Annotated in this window: 20 protein-coding genes and 3 tRNA genes; 9 read left to right on the forward strand and 14 right to left on the reverse strand. The window is 67.3% G+C overall.

Annotated elements, in window-relative coordinates; all coding sequences use genetic code 11:
- Positions 1 to 162: 162 nt before the first annotated feature.
- From LQD00_RS11835 to LQD00_RS11845, 3 genes are all read right to left on the reverse strand, one after another.
- Positions 163 to 483: a hypothetical protein gene (locus LQD00_RS11835; RefSeq protein ID WP_232717401.1), complete on the reverse strand. Its 321-nt coding sequence runs from the start codon at positions 481 to 483 to the stop codon at positions 163 to 165.
- Positions 484 to 500: 17 nt separating this feature from the next.
- Positions 501 to 1,064 (reverse strand): hypothetical protein, encoded by a 564-nt coding sequence (locus tag LQD00_RS11840; RefSeq protein ID WP_232717402.1) that lies wholly within the window; start codon positions 1,062 to 1,064, stop codon positions 501 to 503.
- A 185-nt stretch (positions 1,065 to 1,249) separates the two neighbouring features.
- On the reverse strand, positions 1,250 to 1,645 hold the full coding sequence (locus LQD00_RS11845) for a hypothetical protein (RefSeq protein WP_232717404.1): 396 nt from the start codon (positions 1,643 to 1,645) through the stop codon (positions 1,250 to 1,252).
- A 360-nt stretch (positions 1,646 to 2,005) separates the two neighbouring features.
- Here LQD00_RS11845 and LQD00_RS11855 point away from each other — a divergent pair, with 360 nt between their 5' ends.
- Complete coding sequence (locus LQD00_RS11855; RefSeq protein ID WP_269784932.1) at positions 2,006 to 2,518, forward strand: helix-turn-helix domain-containing protein; 513 nt, start codon at positions 2,006 to 2,008, stop codon at positions 2,516 to 2,518.
- Positions 2,505 to 3,662 (forward strand): tyrosine-type recombinase/integrase, encoded by a 1,158-nt coding sequence (locus LQD00_RS11860; RefSeq protein ID WP_232717407.1) that lies wholly within the window; start codon positions 2,505 to 2,507, stop codon positions 3,660 to 3,662. Before LQD00_RS11855 ends, LQD00_RS11860 begins: the two co-directional genes overlap by 14 nt.
- A gap of 43 nt (positions 3,663 to 3,705) precedes the next feature.
- Here the strand turns inward: LQD00_RS11860 and LQD00_RS11865 are convergent.
- The 5 genes from LQD00_RS11865 to LQD00_RS11885 form a co-directional block, all read right to left on the reverse strand.
- Positions 3,706 to 3,796: transfer RNA gene (locus LQD00_RS11865), tRNA-Ser, on the reverse strand.
- A gap of 78 nt (positions 3,797 to 3,874) precedes the next feature.
- Positions 3,875 to 4,084, reverse strand: coding sequence for a CsbD family protein (locus LQD00_RS11870; protein ID WP_006867147.1), 210 nt, complete (start codon positions 4,082 to 4,084; stop codon positions 3,875 to 3,877).
- A 166-nt stretch (positions 4,085 to 4,250) separates the two neighbouring features.
- On the reverse strand, positions 4,251 to 4,520 hold the full coding sequence (locus LQD00_RS11875) for a hypothetical protein (RefSeq protein WP_232717408.1): 270 nt from the start codon (positions 4,518 to 4,520) through the stop codon (positions 4,251 to 4,253).
- A 120-nt stretch (positions 4,521 to 4,640) separates the two neighbouring features.
- Complete coding sequence (locus LQD00_RS11880; RefSeq protein ID WP_232717409.1) at positions 4,641 to 5,105, reverse strand: nucleoside deaminase; 465 nt, start codon at positions 5,103 to 5,105, stop codon at positions 4,641 to 4,643.
- Positions 5,106 to 5,115: 10 nt separating this feature from the next.
- Positions 5,116 to 5,658, reverse strand: a complete 543-nt coding sequence (locus LQD00_RS11885) for a tRNA adenosine deaminase-associated protein (RefSeq protein ID WP_232717411.1) — start codon at positions 5,656 to 5,658, stop codon at positions 5,116 to 5,118.
- 78 nt (positions 5,659 to 5,736) lie between these two features.
- Here LQD00_RS11885 and LQD00_RS11890 point away from each other — a divergent pair, with 78 nt between their 5' ends.
- Positions 5,737 to 6,711, forward strand: coding sequence for a prephenate dehydrogenase (locus LQD00_RS11890; RefSeq protein ID WP_232717413.1), 975 nt, complete (start codon positions 5,737 to 5,739; stop codon positions 6,709 to 6,711).
- Here the strand turns inward: LQD00_RS11890 and LQD00_RS11895 are convergent, their stop codons facing one another.
- Complete coding sequence (locus LQD00_RS11895) at positions 6,712 to 7,362, reverse strand: putative glycolipid-binding domain-containing protein (protein WP_232717415.1); 651 nt, start codon at positions 7,360 to 7,362, stop codon at positions 6,712 to 6,714.
- Between the two features lie 61 nt (positions 7,363 to 7,423).
- Positions 7,424 to 8,170, reverse strand: a complete 747-nt coding sequence (locus tag LQD00_RS11900; RefSeq protein WP_232717416.1) for a hypothetical protein — start codon at positions 8,168 to 8,170, stop codon at positions 7,424 to 7,426.
- 464 nt (positions 8,171 to 8,634) lie between these two features.
- On the opposite strand from LQD00_RS11900, the gene helR reads away from it, so the two are divergent.
- Positions 8,635 to 10,815, forward strand: a complete 2,181-nt coding sequence (gene helR, locus LQD00_RS11905; RefSeq protein WP_232717417.1) for an RNA polymerase recycling motor ATPase HelR — start codon at positions 8,635 to 8,637, stop codon at positions 10,813 to 10,815.
- A 60-nt stretch (positions 10,816 to 10,875) separates the two neighbouring features.
- Here the strand turns inward: helR and LQD00_RS11910 are convergent.
- Positions 10,876 to 10,948 (reverse strand) — tRNA-Arg (locus tag LQD00_RS11910).
- 36 nt (positions 10,949 to 10,984) lie between these two features.
- Positions 10,985 to 11,076: transfer RNA gene (locus LQD00_RS11915), tRNA-Ser, on the reverse strand.
- A gap of 117 nt (positions 11,077 to 11,193) precedes the next feature.
- Between LQD00_RS11915 and hisC the strand changes: the two genes are divergently transcribed.
- Positions 11,194 to 12,261 (forward strand): histidinol-phosphate transaminase, encoded by a 1,068-nt coding sequence (gene hisC, locus LQD00_RS11920; protein ID WP_232717419.1) that lies wholly within the window; start codon positions 11,194 to 11,196, stop codon positions 12,259 to 12,261.
- Here the strand turns inward: hisC and LQD00_RS11925 are convergent, their stop codons facing one another.
- A complete protein-coding gene (locus LQD00_RS11925) occupies positions 12,262 to 13,254 on the reverse strand; it encodes an alpha/beta hydrolase (RefSeq protein WP_232717537.1) in 993 nt (330 codons plus the stop codon).
- Between the two features lie 204 nt (positions 13,255 to 13,458).
- Between LQD00_RS11925 and LQD00_RS11930 the strand changes: the two genes are divergently transcribed.
- Complete coding sequence (locus tag LQD00_RS11930) at positions 13,459 to 13,938, forward strand: acyl-CoA thioesterase (RefSeq protein WP_232717421.1); 480 nt, start codon at positions 13,459 to 13,461, stop codon at positions 13,936 to 13,938.
- Here LQD00_RS11930 and LQD00_RS11935 read toward each other — a convergent pair.
- Entirely contained in the window at positions 13,912 to 15,147 is a 1,236-nt protein-coding gene (locus tag LQD00_RS11935; RefSeq protein ID WP_232717422.1) for a hypothetical protein, read from the reverse strand. The two genes, LQD00_RS11930 and LQD00_RS11935, sit on opposite strands and share 27 nt — an antisense overlap.
- Before the next feature lie 147 nt (positions 15,148 to 15,294).
- On the opposite strand from LQD00_RS11935, the gene LQD00_RS11940 reads away from it, so the two are divergent.
- From LQD00_RS11940 to LQD00_RS11950, 3 genes are read left to right on the forward strand one after another with little or no spacing between them, the layout of a single operon-like run.
- Positions 15,295 to 16,392 (forward strand): magnesium transporter CorA family protein, encoded by a 1,098-nt coding sequence (locus LQD00_RS11940; protein WP_232717424.1) that lies wholly within the window; start codon positions 15,295 to 15,297, stop codon positions 16,390 to 16,392.
- Positions 16,393 to 16,399: 7 nt separating this feature from the next.
- Positions 16,400 to 17,314: an ABC transporter ATP-binding protein gene (locus LQD00_RS11945; RefSeq protein ID WP_232717425.1), complete on the forward strand. Its 915-nt coding sequence runs from the start codon at positions 16,400 to 16,402 to the stop codon at positions 17,312 to 17,314.
- Positions 17,311 to 18,111: an ABC transporter permease subunit gene (locus tag LQD00_RS11950; protein ID WP_232717427.1), complete on the forward strand. Its 801-nt coding sequence runs from the start codon at positions 17,311 to 17,313 to the stop codon at positions 18,109 to 18,111. Before LQD00_RS11945 ends, LQD00_RS11950 begins: the two co-directional genes overlap by 4 nt.
- Positions 18,112 to 18,217 lie beyond the last annotated feature (106 nt).

Raw genomic sequence — 18,217 nt, forward strand, 5'->3', positions numbered from 1 at the left:
CCGAGGTCGGGGCCCTTTTGGGTAGTGGGTAGAGATTTTTGACCAGGAGCCCAAGCGCGAGCCGTACGCCCGCGCCACCCAAAACGAAGGGCCTCTCAATGAGGCTGTGCGGCATCACCTCCCGATGGTGGGACCAGTGCGGTGCACTCGTTGCCGCCGCAGTCACGCATCGCGATCACCCCCGTGGGACGCCTCTGCACTTGCCGCTGCGTCCTTGACGGCGTCGCGCATTCGAGCGCCGGCGGCCTCGCAGCAGTCGAGAGCTGGAGCAAGAACCAGACTGGTCATCAATGACAGTGCGAGCGCGGTCAGATACGCGTAGTACTCGGGTTCGTTCGACGCTGCCCATCGCTTGGCAACCTCGCCGGTGGCATCGTCATCGCCTGCGGTCGAGGCCATTTCGTACATCAGCCGAAGCGCGTCGTTCTTGAGCTGGGGGATGTCGATCACTGATTTCACGGTGCCGTTGTCGTCGGTGATCACGACGTGGCCAGACTCATTCACTCCGTCACCGCCAAATCACAGGCCGCGGCCAGGGCCTCGATGAGACGGTGAACCTCGTCGAGGGTGAGGTTCACACCGACGTTTCTCCACTCGCTGTCGACGACAACGCTGAGTGTGACGCCGACGAGGTTTTCTCCTTGCCCGAGCCGCTTCGCTGCGACCTCGAAACGAGACATCAGCCGGCCGTTGTCGCATTCCTCCGTGCCATGGTGGGTCAGAGGAACAGCAACTGGTCGCGACCGGTACGCCGAGGACCGGATCGCCCCCCGTATCGAATCCCGCTCGACGGGTGCCCACGACGGCCGCGGAATCCGTGACAGCTTCGCCAGGTCGTCCTCGTAATCGATGAGGCACTCGGCGTCGCCGCGCTGGACGAGGGACTGCCACGCCGACGCCACCGGATCGGCACCACACTGGGCATGCTCCCGGTTCCACATCTCGACGGTCTCGGTGGCGTCCGGGCCGTCGAGACTACCGAGGATCTGCGCCTCGGCGCCGCACTCCTCGCATATGAGGACCGACGACGCGTGTGTGGACTTGGGCAGAGGGATTGCGCTCATTGCAACCCCCCGATCGTCTGGGCGGTGAGGTGGCCGCCGTCGACCTCTCCGACGAGGCCGGCCAGGTCGAGCAGGTCATCGAGGCAACGGGGTTGCACATCGCCGAGTAACGCACGCAGCATGTCGGTCGCTGGATCGACAGGGCCTCGCGTTGTGTCGGCCGGGTGGTCTATCGTGGTGGCCATCTACTTCTCCTTCTGAGTGGTGGATTCGCCCTCGACGACCCGGTTCTTGGCGGGACTGGTCTTCGGGGGCGTTGTGTTTCCTCGGTCGAGGTCTTCTGTGAGCGCATCGGCGCGGTCCTCGAGGTCATGGATGAACCGGGCAAGGTTGTCGCGGGACTGCCCCTCGGTCAGGCCCTCCCACACCGACCACGCGTGAGCGATGCGCCCCTCGAGGGAGGCCAGCGCTTCGGCCCGGATGACGTCGGCGCCGCTCGGGCGGCCGTCTCCAGGTATCTGCGCACCGTTCACCGGACGCGGGATGATCCGCTCCGATGGGCGGGTGAACCGTGCCGGACCTTCGAACTCATCAAGACCGAGTCCGGCGTCCGCGTGCGCGTCGAGATCGACGTACCGCATCAGGCCACGCCCTGGGGATTGACGGTATTGGCCTCCAGGTAGGCATAGACATCGGTCCACCTGTACAGAACTTTCCGTCCATGCTTGATGTACGGCGCCCCGCGGTGGTGATACCGGTCCTGCGCCAGCGACGCTGGCGTGGTGTGCAGATACTCGGCGACTTCGTCGGGTGTCGCTAGTCCGACAGCCCCAGACCCTAGTGCGTTGTCGGTAGTGGGCAAGACATTCCTTCCGTTCAAATGATGCTGTCTTATGTTCGGGTTATGCACAGTGATACCCGACGACTTTCCCTTATGCAAGTACCGCCCTAGAATCTGCAAGATGGCGACAAGGCGAGTTGAGCTCGGCCCCACGGGGCACATGGTTCGTGAGAACATTGCGCGGGTCCGGAAGCGACTCGGGCTCACGCTTCGCGACCTGTCAGCACGGATGCCCGCTGATAGACCCATGGCCCACAACACAATCAGCGAGATTGAGCGCGGCGCTCGGCGAATTGATGTGGACGATCTGGTAGCCCTGTCAGCGGCCCTGGCGGTCAGTCCAATCACGCTCCTCGCGCCTCCGCCGGACACCTCGGACGACACCCCTGTCGAGCTAACAGGAACCGGCGTCCATTCAGCGCGACAGGTGTGGGAGTGGCTCCGCGCGAACTACGCATTAGACGCCGAAAGCACGATCACTCCCGGACAGCGTAATGAGTTCCGTCGCAGTAACTTTCCTCGATGGGCCTTCGAGGAAGATCAGGCGCGGGAGACGGCAGTCGCATCCGAAGTCGACCCGGGAGAGTTGGCGAAGTTGACCGAAATGGTGGAGTCGATGATGAGCTCGCTGAATCGAGTATCGAAAGAAGACAGTCGCGATGGCGACAATTGAGAGCTACTCGACAAAGTCCGGCCGGCGTTACCGGGTTCGATACAGAACCCCGGACCATCGCCAGACCGATAAGCGCGGGTTCACGACAAAGCGTGAGGCGGAGGCGTTCGCGGCGACCGTCGAAGTACAGAAGCTTTCCGGAAACTACATCGCCCCAGCCCTCGGACGCATCACGGTCGCCGAGCTCGCACCGGATTGGCTACGCCGCAAGGAATCTGACGTCGCGCCGTCGAACTACCGAACTCTCGATTCGGCGTGGCGCATCCACGTCGAACCGAGGTGGGGACGCCGCCGCGTCGCCGACATCGAGCTCGGCGAGGTCGAGCGGTGGATCGCTGAGATGGGCCGCAGCCTCACCGACCGCGACGGCACGGTGATCCGTAAGGGTGCCGGCGCGACGACGATCCTGCGGGCGTACGGCGTGCTGGCCGGCATCCTCGACGACGCAGTGAAGTCCCGGCGTCTCGCAGCCAACCCTGCGCGCGGGGTCGAGAACCTGCCGAAGAAGGACCGCAAGCGTCACGTCTACCTGTCGGCCGCCGATGTCGACCGACTCGCGACCGAATCCGGCAACCACCGGGTCCTCGTACTAGTGCTCGCGTACTGCGGTCTGCGGTGGGGCGAGCTCGTCGCTCTGCGTGTCCGCGACGTCGAGTTCCTCCGTCGCCGGCTGACGGTCCACGACAACGCGGTGCAGCTCGGTGTGGAGCATGCCGTCGGACGCACGAAGTCACGCAAGACACGATCGGTCCCGGTCCCCCAATTCGTTCTGGACGAGCTCGCGGCGCAGTGCCGAGGGAAGGAACTCGACGACCTCGTGTTCCCCGGCCCGGGTGGCGGATACCTCGCACGGCCGAAGTCGACCCGCGGATGGTTCGCCGGTGCCGTGAAGCGCGCCAAGGTACAGACCATCACCCCGCACGACCTCCGGCACACCACAGCGAGCCTGGCGGTGTCGGCCGGCGTCAACGTTCTCGCGCTCGCACGGATGCTCGGCCACACCTCCGCGAAGGTCACTCTCGACGTGTACGCGGACCTGTTCGACGACGATCTCGACGCCGTCGCAGTCACCCTGAATCAGCGGTACTCGCCTCAGAGTGTGGGCAAAGTGTGGGCAGACGAGGACACAGCTACCTCGGTCTAGGCAGCGAAATGGCCCCCTACCTGCGAAGATAAGGGGCCATCTCTGGCGGTGGCGGAGGGATTTGAACCCTCGGTACGGGGTTACCGCACACAGCATTTCGAGTGCTGCACCTTCGGCCGCTCGGACACGCCACCGCGAAAGACTGTACCGCAGCAGGGCTGTGAGTCTTAAATCAGCTGGTCAGAGCCATAAAACCGGGTGCAGCGGGCACCTCAGTGGCCGGTGAGCTTGTCCTTGACGTCGTCGACCTTGCCCTTGACGGCGTCGGCGGCCTCGCTGATCTTCTGCTTGCCCTGGGCCTGGGCCTTGTCGCCCTTGCCCTCGTTCTTCAGATCCTGATCGTCGGTGAGGCTGCCGGCAGCTTCCTTGCCACGGCCCTTCAGCTCTTCGGCTTTGTTCTTGGCGTCGTCAGTGGTTCCCATGAAGCCTCCTCGGTGAGGTTCGGCGCGGCCCGGTGCCGGCCGAGGTGGAAGAACTCGGCGACCGTCGCGCCAGTGGCTCGACGCAGGGGTCGTCAGGAGCTGACTCCTGGTTTCCACGGTGCCACAGACGCTCACCGACCTGCAGAAATTGCAGGTCAGAGGGCGATCAGCGGTTGCCGAACTTCTGGGCGACCTCGGTGATCTTGTCCTTGGCCGTGGTCACGGCGTCCTGGACCTTCTCGTTCTCGGCGAGTTCGCTCAGCTTGTCCTTGGCGGTGCCGAGCGCATCCTGGACCTGCTTGCTCTCGACGAACTCGTCGATCTTGTCGCGGGCGGTGCCCAGTGCTTCCTGCACCTTGCCGCTCTCGGCCAGTTCGTTGATCTTGGACTTGGCGGTGTCGAAGGCTGCGGTGACCTTGTCGGCCGGGTCGGACATGGCTACTCCTCGAGATCTGATGGGACTACCTGTCCAATCTGCCAGAGCAGCACGACACCGACCATCGGTCGCGACCCTGATATCTCCCCGATCTTTTTGTGCCCGATTCGGCAGTCGGCCTCAGCGCTCGCGTTTGGCCGCGAAGAAGTCGACCATCAGCGCCCGGCACTCGTCCTCGAGGACGCCGCCCTTCACCTGGGGGCGATGTGTGAGGCGCGGGTCGCGTACGACGTCCCACAGGGATCCGACCGCGCCGGTCTTGGGCTCCCACGCCCCGAAGACGAGCGCGTCGACGCGGGAGAGCGTGATCGCGCCGGCGCACATCGTGCACGGCTCGACGGTCACCGCGATCGTGCACCCGGGGAGTCGCCAGCCGTCACCGAACGCCTGAGCGGCAGCACGGAGGGCGAGCACCTCGGCGTGTGCGGTCGGGTCACCGTCAGCTTCGCGGCGATTTGCCGCGCGCGCGAGCTCGACACCCTCGGGGTCGAAGACCACGGCACCGATCGGGACGTCGTCGGTTCCCGACAACGATGCGGCGTCGAGTGCCGCGCGGACCATGCTCTCCCAGGCGGGCGCGCTCATCGGGCGCCGGTCAGTGTCCGAGAGAGTCGAGAACCTTGCCCAGCTCGTCGGCGAAGCCGAGTCGGGCGGCGATCATGCCGAGCTGCTCGTCGGCGTAGAGGTCGGTGTCGCCGACGATGATGCTCATCACCGCGTCGGGCAGGCCCAGGTCGGCGAGGACGGCGAGGTCGCCTTCCTCCCACGGGTCGATGGTGTCGAGCTCGTCCGGGTCGATGTCCGGGACGTCGAGGTTCAGGGCGTCGAGGACGTCGGCCGCGACGTCGTAGTCGATCGCCGCGGTCGCATCGGAGAGCAGCATACGAGCACCCGCCGGCGCGGGACGGATGACGATGAAGAACTCGTCGTCGACGTCGAGCAGGCCGAAGACCGCACCGGCGGAACGGAGCTCACGAAGTTGTCTTTCGGCGTCCTCGAGATCGGTGAGCGCCGACGGCTTGAGCGCGGAGACCTTCCATCCGCTCTCGTCACGGACCACCGCAACGGCGAAACCGTCGATGTCGTCGTCCACGTCTTGCGCGTTCGACCCCGACTTCCCAAATCCGGCACCGGCCATGGAGAAACCGTAGCCGCTATCACCGGCAGTCCCAAGTCCCGGGACGGGCATCGATCAAGGTATGGGAACGTTGTCAGCGTGACTGCTGACTCGTCGTCCTCGCGTTCTGCGCCCACGACGCCGGTGTGCGTGTTGGGTCTGGGTCTGATCGGTGGCTCGCTGCTGCGCGTCCTGCACGACGCCGGCCACGAAACGTTCGGCTACAACCGATCGTCGGCGACCGTCGACGCAGCGACCGCCGACGGTTACCAGGCGTCGACGGACCTCGTCGCCACCCTGCGCCGGGCGGCCGAGACGGATGCCGTTGTGGTGCTGGCGACGCCGGTCACGACGATCGAACCGATCGTCGCGGCCATCGCCGAACATGCGCCCGGCGCGTTGCTCACCGACGTCATCAGCGTCAAGCAGGAAGTCGAGAAGGTGATCGCCCGTGCGCATCCCGGTGCGCGCTACGTCGGCGGTCATCCGATGGCCGGGACGAGCCGATCCGGCTGGTCGGCGACCGATCCGACACTGTTCCGCGGAGCGATGTGGGCGGTCACCACGACCGACCACAGCAACGCCGACGACTGGCTGGCCGTCGCGTCGATCGCCCGGCTGGCGGGCTCGCAGGTGGTGCCGGTGGCGCCCGACGCCCATGATCGTGCCGTTGCCGCGATCTCGCACATGCCGCATCTCACGGCGGCCGCGACCGCCGCGGTCGGCGCCGGCGAGAGCGACCTCGCCCTGCGTCTGGCGGCCGGCAGTTTCCGCGACGGGACCCGAGTCGCCGGAACCGCCCCCGCGCTGCAGCGGGCGATGATCGAGGCCAACGGCGTCGCCGTCCTGAACGTGCTCAGCGAGACCATCGACCGGCTGATCGCCGCGCGCGACGAGCTGCGCGACCACGGGACCACGGAGATCCTGATCGACGACGGGCATCGCGCACGCGTCGCATACGAACGACTGCACGAGGGCGAGCCGGAACCGATCAGCGGGGTGACCATCGGCGAGCCGGGCTGGCAGGAGGAACTCCGCCGCCAGGCCCACCAGGGCCGGGTCTGGGTGGGTTAGTCAGACCCTGCGGGCGAGTCCCGGGTAGTCGGCGACGAAACCGTTCTCGTCGAGGGTGATCGTGGTGGTCGCGAGCGGCGACACGAGGTCGATGCCGGTCGCGGTGGCGGTGTAGGACATCGTCGCCGCCTTGACCTCGCCGCTCGGCAGGTACATGTACACGACCGGGACGTCGACGGCCCCGTCTGCCGCGGTCAGCGCCTTGCGGCGCAGCGGGAGCGCGTTGAACATCGGCGACAGGGCGAGGTCGACGTCCTCGGCACCGTCGAAGTCCGACTGGATGATCTCGCCGTCGGGACGCCGGATGAGCCAAGTGCCCTCGTTGTCGCGGGTGATGCCGAATTGGGTCTCCCCCGCTTCGCAGATGAGGTGCACGGTGAGGCGTTTGGTGACGCCGGACTCCGTGGTCTGCAACTCGTACGACGCCGAGAAGGCCTCGTGGTCGTCGGTCTCGGCGGCGATGATCCGGCCGTAGGCCTTCACGCGCGAGCCGGAGACGACCAAGCGCACCTGTTCGAGCCGATCGGTGTCCTCACCACGCCACGTCAGCACTGTCTTGAACTCGTCCGTGGAGGCGGAGGACTGCCCACTGTCGGGGGCTGTCTGCGGGGAACTCACACGACTACGGTAGCGAGCCGACGGGCCGATCACACATCGGACGTGCTGGTCACTCCATCAGGTGGACGACCACGGAGACGCCCGTCACGGCCGGTCAGGCAATACAGGAGGCGGTGCGGCGGGCCGACGACGCCGTCACGGTGTCCTCGACGACCACCTCACCGTCGACAGTGATCGAACACTTGGCACCGCTCCCCGTCCCGGCGATCACGAGCAGGCGCAACGGATTGTCGCCGCCGGTGAACTCGACACTCCACGGATTCGACGGCGCGAACTCCGACCGCAGGCCCATCGAGTCGACGTAGAGGATGGTCGCCTGACCGTCGATGGCGACCTCGTAGGTCACCGGCTTGTCCTGCGGGTTGACGCGCTGGTCGGGTCCGCCGGGCGCCGACCGGCCGGGCCCCTCGGGGGTCAACCGCGGCGGTTCGAACGTGCGCGGAAGCGGGACCGTGTCGATCGTGGTGGGCGGGTCGGCGAGCGGCGGCTCGGTGGGCTCGTTCCGGAACATGCCGCTGAACCCGACTATCGCCACTGCGACCAGCACGACGAGTCCGAGGCAGACGATGAGCGACGTGGTGGACACCTTCGGGATGCGGGCCTCGTCGTCCGCCCCGGGTGCCGACTCGGCGGCGGCGCGGGCCTGTTCGCGCTCGGCCTGCTCGGCGATCCGGAGTTCGGTGTTCGTCGGCTGGCCGGGGGTGAACAGGGCGGTGCCGTCCGGGGCGTAACCGAGCGGCGGATACAGCTGCGGCGACACGGGTGTCTGCGTGTACGGGTCGTCGCCACGATCCCGCGGGTCGCGGGCGTCGCGGTTCGGCCCGCTGTACGGCTGTCCCATCGTCGGCCTCCGGTCGAAGTGTCGTCTGTCTTCGACCTTACGGCGGGTCGTGGTTCCGGTGACCCCGCGCGGTCCGGAAAAACAGGTCACGCGAGGCTCAGCACATAGCAAACCGGTTGACCGGATCAGATCGAAGGCGGCACTTGAGGCTTGGTGTCACTGCGGAATCCACGTCGACCGACGCCGCGCTGCCGCCCCTACCCCCATACCCGGGGGCGGCAGCCCCCTGACAGGCCCCACCGAAATCGTTCAACGAGTGAACTGATGACACCTTCACACATCTGGAAACACCGTGCAACAGATACGGTCGGCGCGTCTGAATCCAGAACGCACCAGGTGTCCGAATGTTCTTCCCTCTTCACCATAAGCGCTGGACGGGGCCTTGCCGCAAGACCCCCTGCAGGGTGCAGAATCGCCTTCCCACCTGCCGGAAGTCCCATCCACATCGCATCATCGGAGCCTCTTTGTCCGTGCCGTCCACGCCGCTCGCCCCTGAACCCAGCACCGCCTTCGACCTCCCGCCCAGACTGTCCGCCAAAGCCGACCCCGCTCTCATCGCCGACGACGAGCGCCACTTCGCCACGATCGCCACGAGTCTCGCCGAGAGCATCGCCGACGCGACCGGCCGGATCGAGGCGCTCCGCCGGTCCGAGGGCGGCGGCGGTCGCCGGGCCCTCGACCGTGATCTCGAGATCCACGAAACCCTCTCCCGCGTACGCGCCCTGCAGCGTTTCAGCCTCGAGGCGTGTCTGGGTCGCATCGTCGGCACCGACGGTGAGGTGCTCTACATCGGCCGACTCGGCCTGACGGACTCCACCGGCGAGACCCTGCTCGTCGACTGGCGCACACCGGTGGCGGCACCGTTCTTCGCCGCCACCCTGCGCGATCCCGCGGGGCTCGTCAGTCGACGCCGCTACCGGTGGACGCGCGGTCGCATCACCGACTACTGGGATGAGGTCTTCGTCGACGACCCTGCGGTCCTCGACCGTCACGCCGCACTCGACGACCAGTCGGCGTTCATCGCGGATCTCGGCGCAGTTCGTTCGCCGCGGATGCGGGACGTGCTGGGCACGATCGCCGCCGACCAGGACGCGATCATCCGCGCCGGTTCGCACGGGGCGCTGGTCGTCGACGGCGGCCCCGGCACGGGCAAGACGGTCGTGGCCCTGCACCGGGCGGCCTATCTCGTCTACGCCGACCCCCGCCTCGCCGGCAACCGTGGAGGACTTCTCGTCGTCGGTCCGCACCGCCCGTACCTCGCCTACGTCGCCGATGTACTGCCGAGCCTCGGCGAGGAGAGCGTGCAGACCTGCACCCTGTCCGACCTCGTCGTCGAAGGCGATTCGGCGACAACGGAATCCGATGACCGCGTGGCACAGTTGAAGTCGTCTGCGCGGATGGTCACGGCCGTCGAGCCGGCGGTCGCCTTCTACGAACAACCACCCACGACGCCGCTCGTCGTCGAAACCCCCTGGGCCGAGGTCACTCTCACGGCAGCGGGCTGGGCCGAGGCCTTCGACGTGCCCGAGCCGGGGACGCCGCACAACGACGGCCGCGACGAGGTGTGGGAGGAACTCGTCTCGATCATCGCCGCCAAGCACGACAACGAGGTTCCCTTCCACGCACTGAGGCGGGCGCTGGCCACCAACCAGGAGCTCACGTCGACGTTCCATCGCGCGTGGCCGGTTCTGCAGCCTGCGGACATCGTCGGCGACCTGTGGTCGGTGCCCGCCTACCTGCGCCGGTCTGCACCATGGCTGTCGCCGGACGAGGTGCGTGCCCTGCAGCGCGACGTCCCCGACGCCTGGACCGACGCCGACCTCCCCCTGCTCGACGCCGCACGACGTAGGGTCGGGGACCCCGAAGCCGCCCTGCGCAGACGGCGCAGTCGCGCGGCCGTGGAGACCGAGCACGAGCGCATGAGTCAGGTGGTCGACGACCTGATCGCCGCCGGCGTGCACGACGACGGTGAGGGCCTGATGACGATGCTCCGCGGCGAGGACCTGCGCAACGCGCTCGACGACGGCGTCGTGGCCGACACGGGCACGCCGGACCCGCTGGCCGGACCGTTCGCGCACATCGTCGTCGACGAGGCACAGGAGCTGACCGACGCGCAGTGGCAGATGCTGCTCAGCCGCTGCCCGTCGAAGAGCTTCACGGTGGTCGGCGACCGTGCTCAGGCGCGCCACGGGTTCACCGAGTCATGGTCGGATCGGTTGCGGCGAGTCGGGTTCGACGACGTCGCCCTGTCGAGTCTGACCATCAACTACCGGACGCCCGAGGAGATCATGGCCGCCGCGGAACCGGTCATCCGTGCCGCGCTGCCCGACGCCAACGTCCCGACCTCGGTACGCCGCACCGGTCTGCCCGTACGGTACGGACGACGATCCGAGCTCGCGGCCGTCGTCGACCGCTGGCTGTCCGAGCACGACCACGGCACGGTCTGTGTGATCGGCGACCCGGGATACGCCGGGAACGAGCGGGTCCGGTCGTTGACCCCGACCCTCGCCAAGGGACTCGAGTTCGATCTTGTGGTGCTGGTCGATCCGGAGTCCTTCGGTGAGGGCATCGAAGGAGCCGTGGACCGATATGTGGCGATGACGCGGGCGACGAACGAATTGGTGGTACTCACCACAGAGACGTAGATCACCTCGGTCATGAACGAAGAAACCCGCCACCGGTCACCGGTGGCGGGTTTCTCTCTGTGCGCCCGTAGGGATTCGAACCCCAAACCTTCTGATCCGTAGTCAGATGCTCTATCCGTTGAGCTACGGGCGCGTGTTATTCAGTTGTACCGCCGTCGGCCGACTGCGGTGGCGGAGGCGAGAGGATTTGAACCTCCGGTCCCGTTTTAGCGAGACAACTCATTAGCAGTGAGTCCCATTCGGCCGCTCTGGCACGCCTCCTTGGCGGAGTCCTTTCGAACTGCCGGACGAAAGATTACACACCCGCCGCGTCCACAAGCAAACCGTTTGGTCAGAGCCGGTTTTTGCCCCTCTGACGGGTCGGCCTACATTGGTCTGGTGAGCCTGCGAATCCGCCCCGATCTCGACACCCTTCCCGTCTACGTTCCGGGCAAGACGTTTCGCGGGGCCGTGAAGCTCGCGAGCAACGAGGTCACCGAGGGTCCGCTACCGAGCGTCGTCGACGCCATCGCCGCAGCCGCGGCCGGAGTCAACCGCTACCCCGACAGCGGGATCGTCGAACTCACCGCGGCGCTCGCCAAGAAACTCGGCGTCACCGAGGACGAGGTCCAGGTGGGCTGCGGATCGGTCATCCTCTGCCAGAACCTGATCAACATAACCAGCGGCCCCGGCGACGAGGTCGTCTTCGGCTGGCGTTCGTTCGAGACCTACCCGCTGGCCACGCGGGTCGCGGGGGCGACGCCGGTACAGGTGCCGCTCACCGGCGACCTGACCCACGACCTAGACGCGATGGCCGCCGCCGTCACCGACCGGACCCGGCTCATCTTCGTGTGCAACCCGAACAACCCGACCGGCACCGTCGTCGAAGCAGCCGACCTCCGCGCCTTCCTGCAGAAGGTGCCGTCGGACATCCTCGTCGTGCTCGACGAGGCGTACTTCGAGTACCTGCGCCTGCCGGAGAGCCAGGCCTACGACGCGCTCGAACTGCGTCGCGAATTCCCGAACCTCGTGATCTTGCGCACCTTCTCCAAGGCGTACGGCCTCGCCGGTCTCCGCGTCGGTTATGCGATCGCCGACCCCGAGGTGATCACCGCACTCGGCAAGGTCCATGTGCCGTTCTCGGTGAGCAGCGTCGCCCAGGCGGCCGCGCTCGCGAGCCTCGAGGCCGCGGACGAGCTCGTCGCCCGGACCGACGCCGTGGTCGCCGAACGCGCCCGCGTGACCGAGCGGCTGCGTGCCGCCGGCTACCGGGTACCCGATTCACAGGCCAACTTCGTGTGGCTCGATCTGGGCGACGCTGCGATGGAGTTCGCGCGGGCCGGCGTCGACGCCGGTGTGGTGATCCGCCCGTTCGACGGTGACGGTGTGCGCGTGACGGTCACCAACGCCGTCGAGGGTGACGTCTTCCTCGCGTTCGCCGAGAACTGGGGCGGACGGCGGGCCTAGCTAGAGACCCCGCGCGATCGTCGGCCACGCGACCGCGAGGTCGCGCTCCCAGTACGCCCACGTGTGGGTGCCGATGAGGCGGAAACCGTCGGTGTACGGGATGCGGGCGGCCCGCAGGGTCACCGCGAACTCGAGCGAGCAGCGGTAGGCACCCAGCTCCAGAGCCGACGACGAGGCCGTCACGACGTCCCTGGTGCCCTCTTCGGGTTCGATCCGGCGTTGCAGATCGAGCGGTCCGATGGCGCCCGACCCGGCGGAGAGGAAGATGTTTTTCCCGCGGAGTTTGTCCAGGTGGTGGCTCGGGTCGTGGGCCCGCCATCCGGTGGAGCCGAACGGGCCCCACATGTTGGTCGCGTCGCCGCCGTCACGGCCGACCGTCGAGCGCACATACGCCTCGTTGAACGGCCCCGACACCGGCGGACAGCCGCTGAGTGACGCGACGCCGGTGTACATGGCCGGGTTCCGGACGGTGAGTGCGAACGCCGCCTGTCCGCCCATGGACAGTCCGATGATCGCGTTGCGCCCGTTGCCGTTGAACCGTTGGTCGACGAGCGGGGGCAGCTCCTTGGTCAGGAACGTTTCCCACATCGGCTTGCCGAGCTTCGCGTCCTTGCGCTTCCAGTCGGTGTAGAAGGTGCCCGACGCTCCGGCGGGGAGCACCACGTTCACGTTCTTGTCGGCGAAGAACCGCCCGGCACGACCCTTGGTGATCCAGTCGCTGACGTCCTTGTAGTTGCCGGCGCCGTCGAGCATGTAGACCGTCGATCGCGGGCCCGTTGCACCCGGCGGGGTCAGGACGGAGACGCGGATGCGGTCCTTCATGGCCGGGGAGTACACCCAGACGTCGGTGCGCTGCGCACTCAACTTCACGGTCTTCGCGATACGCGCGACAGGTTTCGGCTCGGTCGTGCGCGGTGCCGCCTGGGCCACCACGGGGGTCAGCGCAGCCGTCATCACCAGACTGGCGAGACCCGCGATCAAACGCCTCGATATCACGTCAAACTCCCTACCCGGCAGAACCCCGACCGCACCGGAAGTCACCGTTCGCCATACAACTGCTCCGCGCCGAACATCCCGGACACGTGGCGGACATCTAGACTGTCAGACTACCTGCCGGTCGGCACGGCGAGACGTGCCGAAAGTGGCCGATCCGATACCAAGGGCCACACATTCTTTGTCCCCGAGCGAAAGTCGACGATGAACGCAGCGAAGACCGATGTCGAGGACGGCGGGCTCGCCGACGACGGATACGCGTTCGTCGCCGAGGTCGGGGTCCGGTGGTCGGACATGGACGCCTTCGGCCACATCAACCACGCGCGCATGGTCACGCTCATGGAAGAGGCGCGCATCGCCTGGCTCCTCAGTGCCGGCGAGGAGTACGCGCCGCTGATCACCAGCGCGATGATCGTCCACGTCGACATCCGGTACCAGGCCCAACTCCGACACGACGACTCGCCGCTGCGAATCGGCATGTGGATCAAGAACTTCCGCTCAGTGGACTTCACCATCGGCTACGAGATCCGGGGTGCGCACGCCGACCCGGCGAGCCGCCCGGCCTGCGTGGCGAGCACCCAGATGGCCGTCGTCGACGTGGAGAAACACACGCTGCGACGCCTGAGCCCCGGCGAGAAGGACTACCTCAGGGCCTGGTCACGACGGCTCGTAGCGGGCCGGTAGCTCTCGCGGCACGGCCGGCGAGATCCGGGCGATGTTGCCCTGCAACACATCCCGGTAGATCCGAAGCTGCTCTTCACCGCTGCGCACCTGCTCGCTGAGGCGCTTGGCGTTGTCGACGGAGATCTCCCGGTCACCCGAACGCGCGATCAGCGCGTCGATGCGGTCGTCCAGGGTCATCGCCTTGTTGTACTCGGCGAGCACCTGGAGTTCGACGGCCGCCGACTCGACGACGTGCGCGACCTCGCCGAGTGCCTGGACGCGATCGATGAGTTCGCTCCACACCGGGCGGAGCGTCGTCTCCCGCTGGTCTATCTGGGCCGCGAAGGTGCGATCGAATCCGCCGTTGCGCTTTGCGCGGTCGAGGTCGATGCGGACCGCCCGGAGGGCGATCACGTCGGCGGCGATCTCGGCCAGCTCGGCATGCAGGTTGACCTGGGTGCGCTGCACCTCGAAGTGATCCGAACGCCACGCGGGATTGCCGACGATGCGGTCGTAGTAGTGGCCCGCGATGAACAGCAGGGTCTCGTAGCCGTCGACGAAGGTCGCCGACCGCGGGGCGCCTGCCTGCGCCGAGTCGCGACCGTTGGTCAGGAGCTGATCGGCCCACTGCCCGGCCTGCGGGTTGCCCGACTTCGCGGCGACCTGCCCGACGACGCCGGCGATGCGGTCGATGGCCGCGGTGCCCGCGCGTCGGACGTAGCCCGAGGAGTTGACGTTGGGGGTCGGCGTGCACAGCAGGCCGGAGAAGAGCCGTTCGCGTTCCTCGATCTCGAGGTAGATGTTCTCGCGACGCTCGCGGCGGATCGCTCGCGTTCCGGAGGCGAGGACGCCCTTGGCGGTCACGATGTGCTTGCGTGCGTCGTCGCGGCGTCGCTGGAGACCGTTCAGCCGGTTGCGCATGACCGCGCCCACGACACTCGGGACGACCGGGTTGGACAGCTGGTGTTCGAGCTGGACGATCGCGCGCTGCAGGCGGCGCAGGTCACCGAAACCGGCGGGGACCGTCGGCATCGGTCGGCCCGTCGAGATCCTCCGCACCACGATCGCGCGGCCCCCGGGAGTCAGGTAACCGGCAGCGACGAGCAGCGCGGCGGTGTCGGACAGCTCGCGGCGCTCACCCGGCAGTGCCGACCGGTCGCACCACTCCCGGATCTGCTCGCTGCTGCGCGCAGGCATCCGCCCCTGCCCTCTCGAGCCGTACTCGACCATGCCACTGCCGCCTTACCTGGGAGAATCGGAGCGCCCCCGTTTCCGCATACACCGGTTCCGATGCTACCCGCGGTTCCGGACACCCCTGGGTGACCGTGATCTCCTCACCTGGGCTCACGCGAGTGGCCGGGCTGACACGATGTGGGCATGACCGATTCCGCCGAGGCCGACACCGGACAGCACGCGAACGAGCGGGTACGCGGCCAGCTGTGGCGCGGCGGCGAAGCCGTGGACGGCTTCGACATCGACGCGATCTCGGACTGTCTCGATGCCGACGATCCCGACACCCTCATCTGGGCCGACCTCGAGTGCCCGACCCACGAGACCCTGTCGAGGGTCGCTTCCGAACTCGACCTCGATCCCTTCGCGGTGGAGGACACCGTGGCGGCGGCCGAACGCGTGAAGACGGTGATGTACTCCGGCCACACGTTCGTCATGGTCTACGCGATCGCCCTGCACGACGGCGAGGCCGGTCAGACCGAGGCCGACGATGTCGCGGAGGACCAGCCCACGACGAACTTCGGACCGTCGGCGAACGGCCGCGCCCGGATGTTCGACCTCCACCGGATCTCGATCTTCATCAAACGGAACGTCCTGATCACCGTGCGCCCGACGCCGGACTTCGACATGGACGAGGTCGTCCGCCGCTGGGCGGAGAGCGGCGCGATGCAATACGGCATGGGCGCGCTCGTCCACGGCCTACTCGATGTCGTCGTCGATGGGCATTTCGACGCTGTGCAGCGGCTCGACGACGAGATCGAGGACCTCGAGGCGCTGCTCTTCGACGAGCGCGTCCCGGGCCGGGAGCTCCAGCGCCGCACCTACGATCTGCGCAAGGACCTCGTCGTGCTGCGACGGGTGGTCCTCCCGATGCGTGAGGTGATCGCCGGCATCCAGCGGCGTCGTCTCGAGAACCACGCGCCGCCCGAACTCGACCCCCACTTCTCCGATCTCTACGACCACGCCCTGCGCGCGACCGAGTGGACGGAGTCGTTGCGGGACATGATCACCACTGTCTTCGAGACGAGCCTGACACTCGCCGACGCGCGGCTGAACACCGTGATGAAGAAACTGACCGCCTGGGCCGCGATCATCGCGGTACCGACCGCGATCACCGGTTTCTACGGACAGAACGTGCCGTTCCCGGGGTATCTCGCCAACTCCGGTTTCATCATGAGCATCTGTTTGATAGTTGTTGTCGTGCTGGGTCTTTACCTCTCCTTCCGACGCCGCGATTGGTTGTGACACGACGTTGAACTCCCCCGCCATCACGATCGATGGGCTGACCAAGCGCTTCGGCGCGGTCACCGCGGTCGACGATCTGTCCTTCACGGTCGCGCCGGGGCGCGTGACCGGTTTCCTCGGCCCGAACGGTTCGGGCAAGACCACCACACTGCGCATGCTGCTGGGGCTCGTCGAGCCGACGGCAGGACGCGCACTCATCGGCGACCGCCCGTACCGCCAGATCCGTCGGCCCGCACGAGAGGTCGGGGCGGCTCTGGAGGCGTCGAGCTTTCACCCGGGCCGCACGGGGCTCGGCCACCTGACGGCGCTCGCACCACAGGTCGGTGTCTCGACGGCACGGTGCAAAGAGGTCCTCGACTACGTCGGGCTGACCGCGGCCGCGGATCGCCGCGTCGGCGGTTACTCGATGGGCATGCGCCAGCGCCTGGGTCTGGCGACCGCGCTCCTCGGTGATCCGCGCGTCATCATCCTCGATGAGCCGGCAAACGGCCTCGATCCGCAGGGCATCGTGTGGTTGCGCGGGCTGCTGCGGTCGCTGGCCCGCGAGGGCCGGACGGTGCTGTTGTCGAGTCATGTTCTCGCCGAGGTGCGTAGCACCGTCGACGACGTGGTGGTCATCGGGAACGGTCGGCTGATCCGCGCGTCGACGCTGGCCGACTTCGAGGGCCTGGCCGTTCACGCGGTCGGGGTCCGCACCCCGAGCCCCGCGTCGTTCGTGGCACTGGCGCGCGAGCGCAACTGGCAGATCGAGGACGCCCCCGGAGGTTTCCGCGTCCACGGCGTCGACACCGCCACCGTCGGCTCCGCGGCCTTCGGTGCCGGTATCGAGTTGCACGAACTCTCCGACGCCGGAGCCGATCTCGAGACCGTGTTCCTGCAACTGACCGGTTCGGCCACGCCGTCGATGGGAGCTGTGCGATGAGGGCGGCGCTGGTCGCGGAGTACCGCAAGTTCGTCTCCACTCGCATGTGGTGGGTGCTGCTCGTCGCGATGGTCGGGTATCTGGCCTTCATCGGTGCGGTGCTCGCCTTCTCACTGAACTCCGAGAGCGCGATGAACCAGCCGGTGCTGCTCTCCGGCGGCGACCTCGCCCGTTCGATCTACGCGCTGACCTCACCGATCGGTTACGTCTTCGCGCTCGTCATCGGCAGTCTGGCGATGACGGGCGAGTTCCGCCACAAGACCATCACCGCCAGCCTCCTGGTGGAGCCACGACGCGGAGTCCTGTTGCTGGCGAAGCTGATCGCGGGCATCCCGATCGGCGCGCTGTACGGCATCCTCGGCACACTGGCGGTCGTGGCCACGGCAGCCCCGCTCCTCGCCCTGGTCGGCGACGGCGCGTACCTCGGCGACGCGTCGACCATCGAGGTCATCGTCCTGTCGATGCTCGTGATGGTGTTGTGGACGGCGCTTGGCGTCGCCTTCGGCGCGGTGGTCTCCAATCAGGTGGCCGCAATCGTCATCCTGCTGGCGTTCACCCAGCTCGTCGAACCGATCGCCCGACTCGCCCTGGCAGCGTTCGACGCCACCGCGTCGGTGTCGAAGTTCCTGCCCGGCTCCGCGGCCGACGCCCTGGTCGGCACGAGTTTCTACGCCAGCATGGGTGAAGGTGCCGGCGATCTGCTCCCGCAGTGGGCCGGCGCTCTCGTGATGCTCGCCTACATCGCCGTGTTCGCGGTGATCGGCCGGTACACGACGCTGCGGCGCGACATCGCCTAGCTGTGGCTGCGGCGGGGCCCATCCTGTGCCCGTCGTTGCGATCCGGTCACAACATCTGCCTCTTCTGTCACATCTGACCCATACTCGACGGATCGACCGACCGACG

The organism is Gordonia metallireducens, from assembly GCF_021245825.1.
Taxonomy (GTDB): Bacteria; Actinomycetota; Actinomycetes; order Mycobacteriales; family Mycobacteriaceae; genus Gordonia; species Gordonia namibiensis.

What these genes read in the sequence shown, in the direction of transcription:
- LQD00_RS11840 (WP_232717402.1), bottom strand. Translation starts at nt 1,064, where the DNA reads ATGAGCGCAATCCCTCTGCCCAAGTCCACACACGCGTCGTCGGTCCTC.
- LQD00_RS11845 (WP_232717404.1), bottom strand. Translation starts at nt 1,645, where the DNA reads ATGCGGTACGTCGATCTCGACGCGCACGCGGACGCCGGACTCGGTCTT.
- LQD00_RS11855 (WP_269784932.1), top strand. Translation starts at nt 2,006, where the DNA reads ATGGTTCGTGAGAACATTGCGCGGGTCCGGAAGCGACTCGGGCTCACG.
- LQD00_RS11860 (WP_232717407.1), top strand. Translation starts at nt 2,505, where the DNA reads ATGGCGACAATTGAGAGCTACTCGACAAAGTCCGGCCGGCGTTACCGG.
- LQD00_RS11870 (WP_006867147.1), bottom strand. Translation starts at nt 4,084, where the DNA reads ATGGGAACCACTGACGACGCCAAGAACAAAGCCGAAGAGCTGAAGGGC.
- LQD00_RS11875 (WP_232717408.1), bottom strand. Translation starts at nt 4,520, where the DNA reads ATGTCCGACCCGGCCGACAAGGTCACCGCAGCCTTCGACACCGCCAAG.
- LQD00_RS11880 (WP_232717409.1), bottom strand. Translation starts at nt 5,105, where the DNA reads ATGAGCGCGCCCGCCTGGGAGAGCATGGTCCGCGCGGCACTCGACGCC.
- LQD00_RS11885 (WP_232717411.1), bottom strand. Translation starts at nt 5,658, where the DNA reads ATGGCCGGTGCCGGATTTGGGAAGTCGGGGTCGAACGCGCAAGACGTG.
- LQD00_RS11900 (WP_232717416.1), bottom strand. Translation starts at nt 8,170, where the DNA reads ATGGGACAGCCGTACAGCGGGCCGAACCGCGACGCCCGCGACCCGCGG.
- LQD00_RS11930 (WP_232717421.1), top strand. Translation starts at nt 13,459, where the DNA reads ATGAACGCAGCGAAGACCGATGTCGAGGACGGCGGGCTCGCCGACGAC.
- LQD00_RS11935 (WP_232717422.1), bottom strand. Translation starts at nt 15,147, where the DNA reads ATGGTCGAGTACGGCTCGAGAGGGCAGGGGCGGATGCCTGCGCGCAGC.
- LQD00_RS11940 (WP_232717424.1), top strand. Translation starts at nt 15,295, where the DNA reads ATGACCGATTCCGCCGAGGCCGACACCGGACAGCACGCGAACGAGCGG.
- LQD00_RS11950 (WP_232717427.1), top strand. Translation starts at nt 17,311, where the DNA reads ATGAGGGCGGCGCTGGTCGCGGAGTACCGCAAGTTCGTCTCCACTCGC.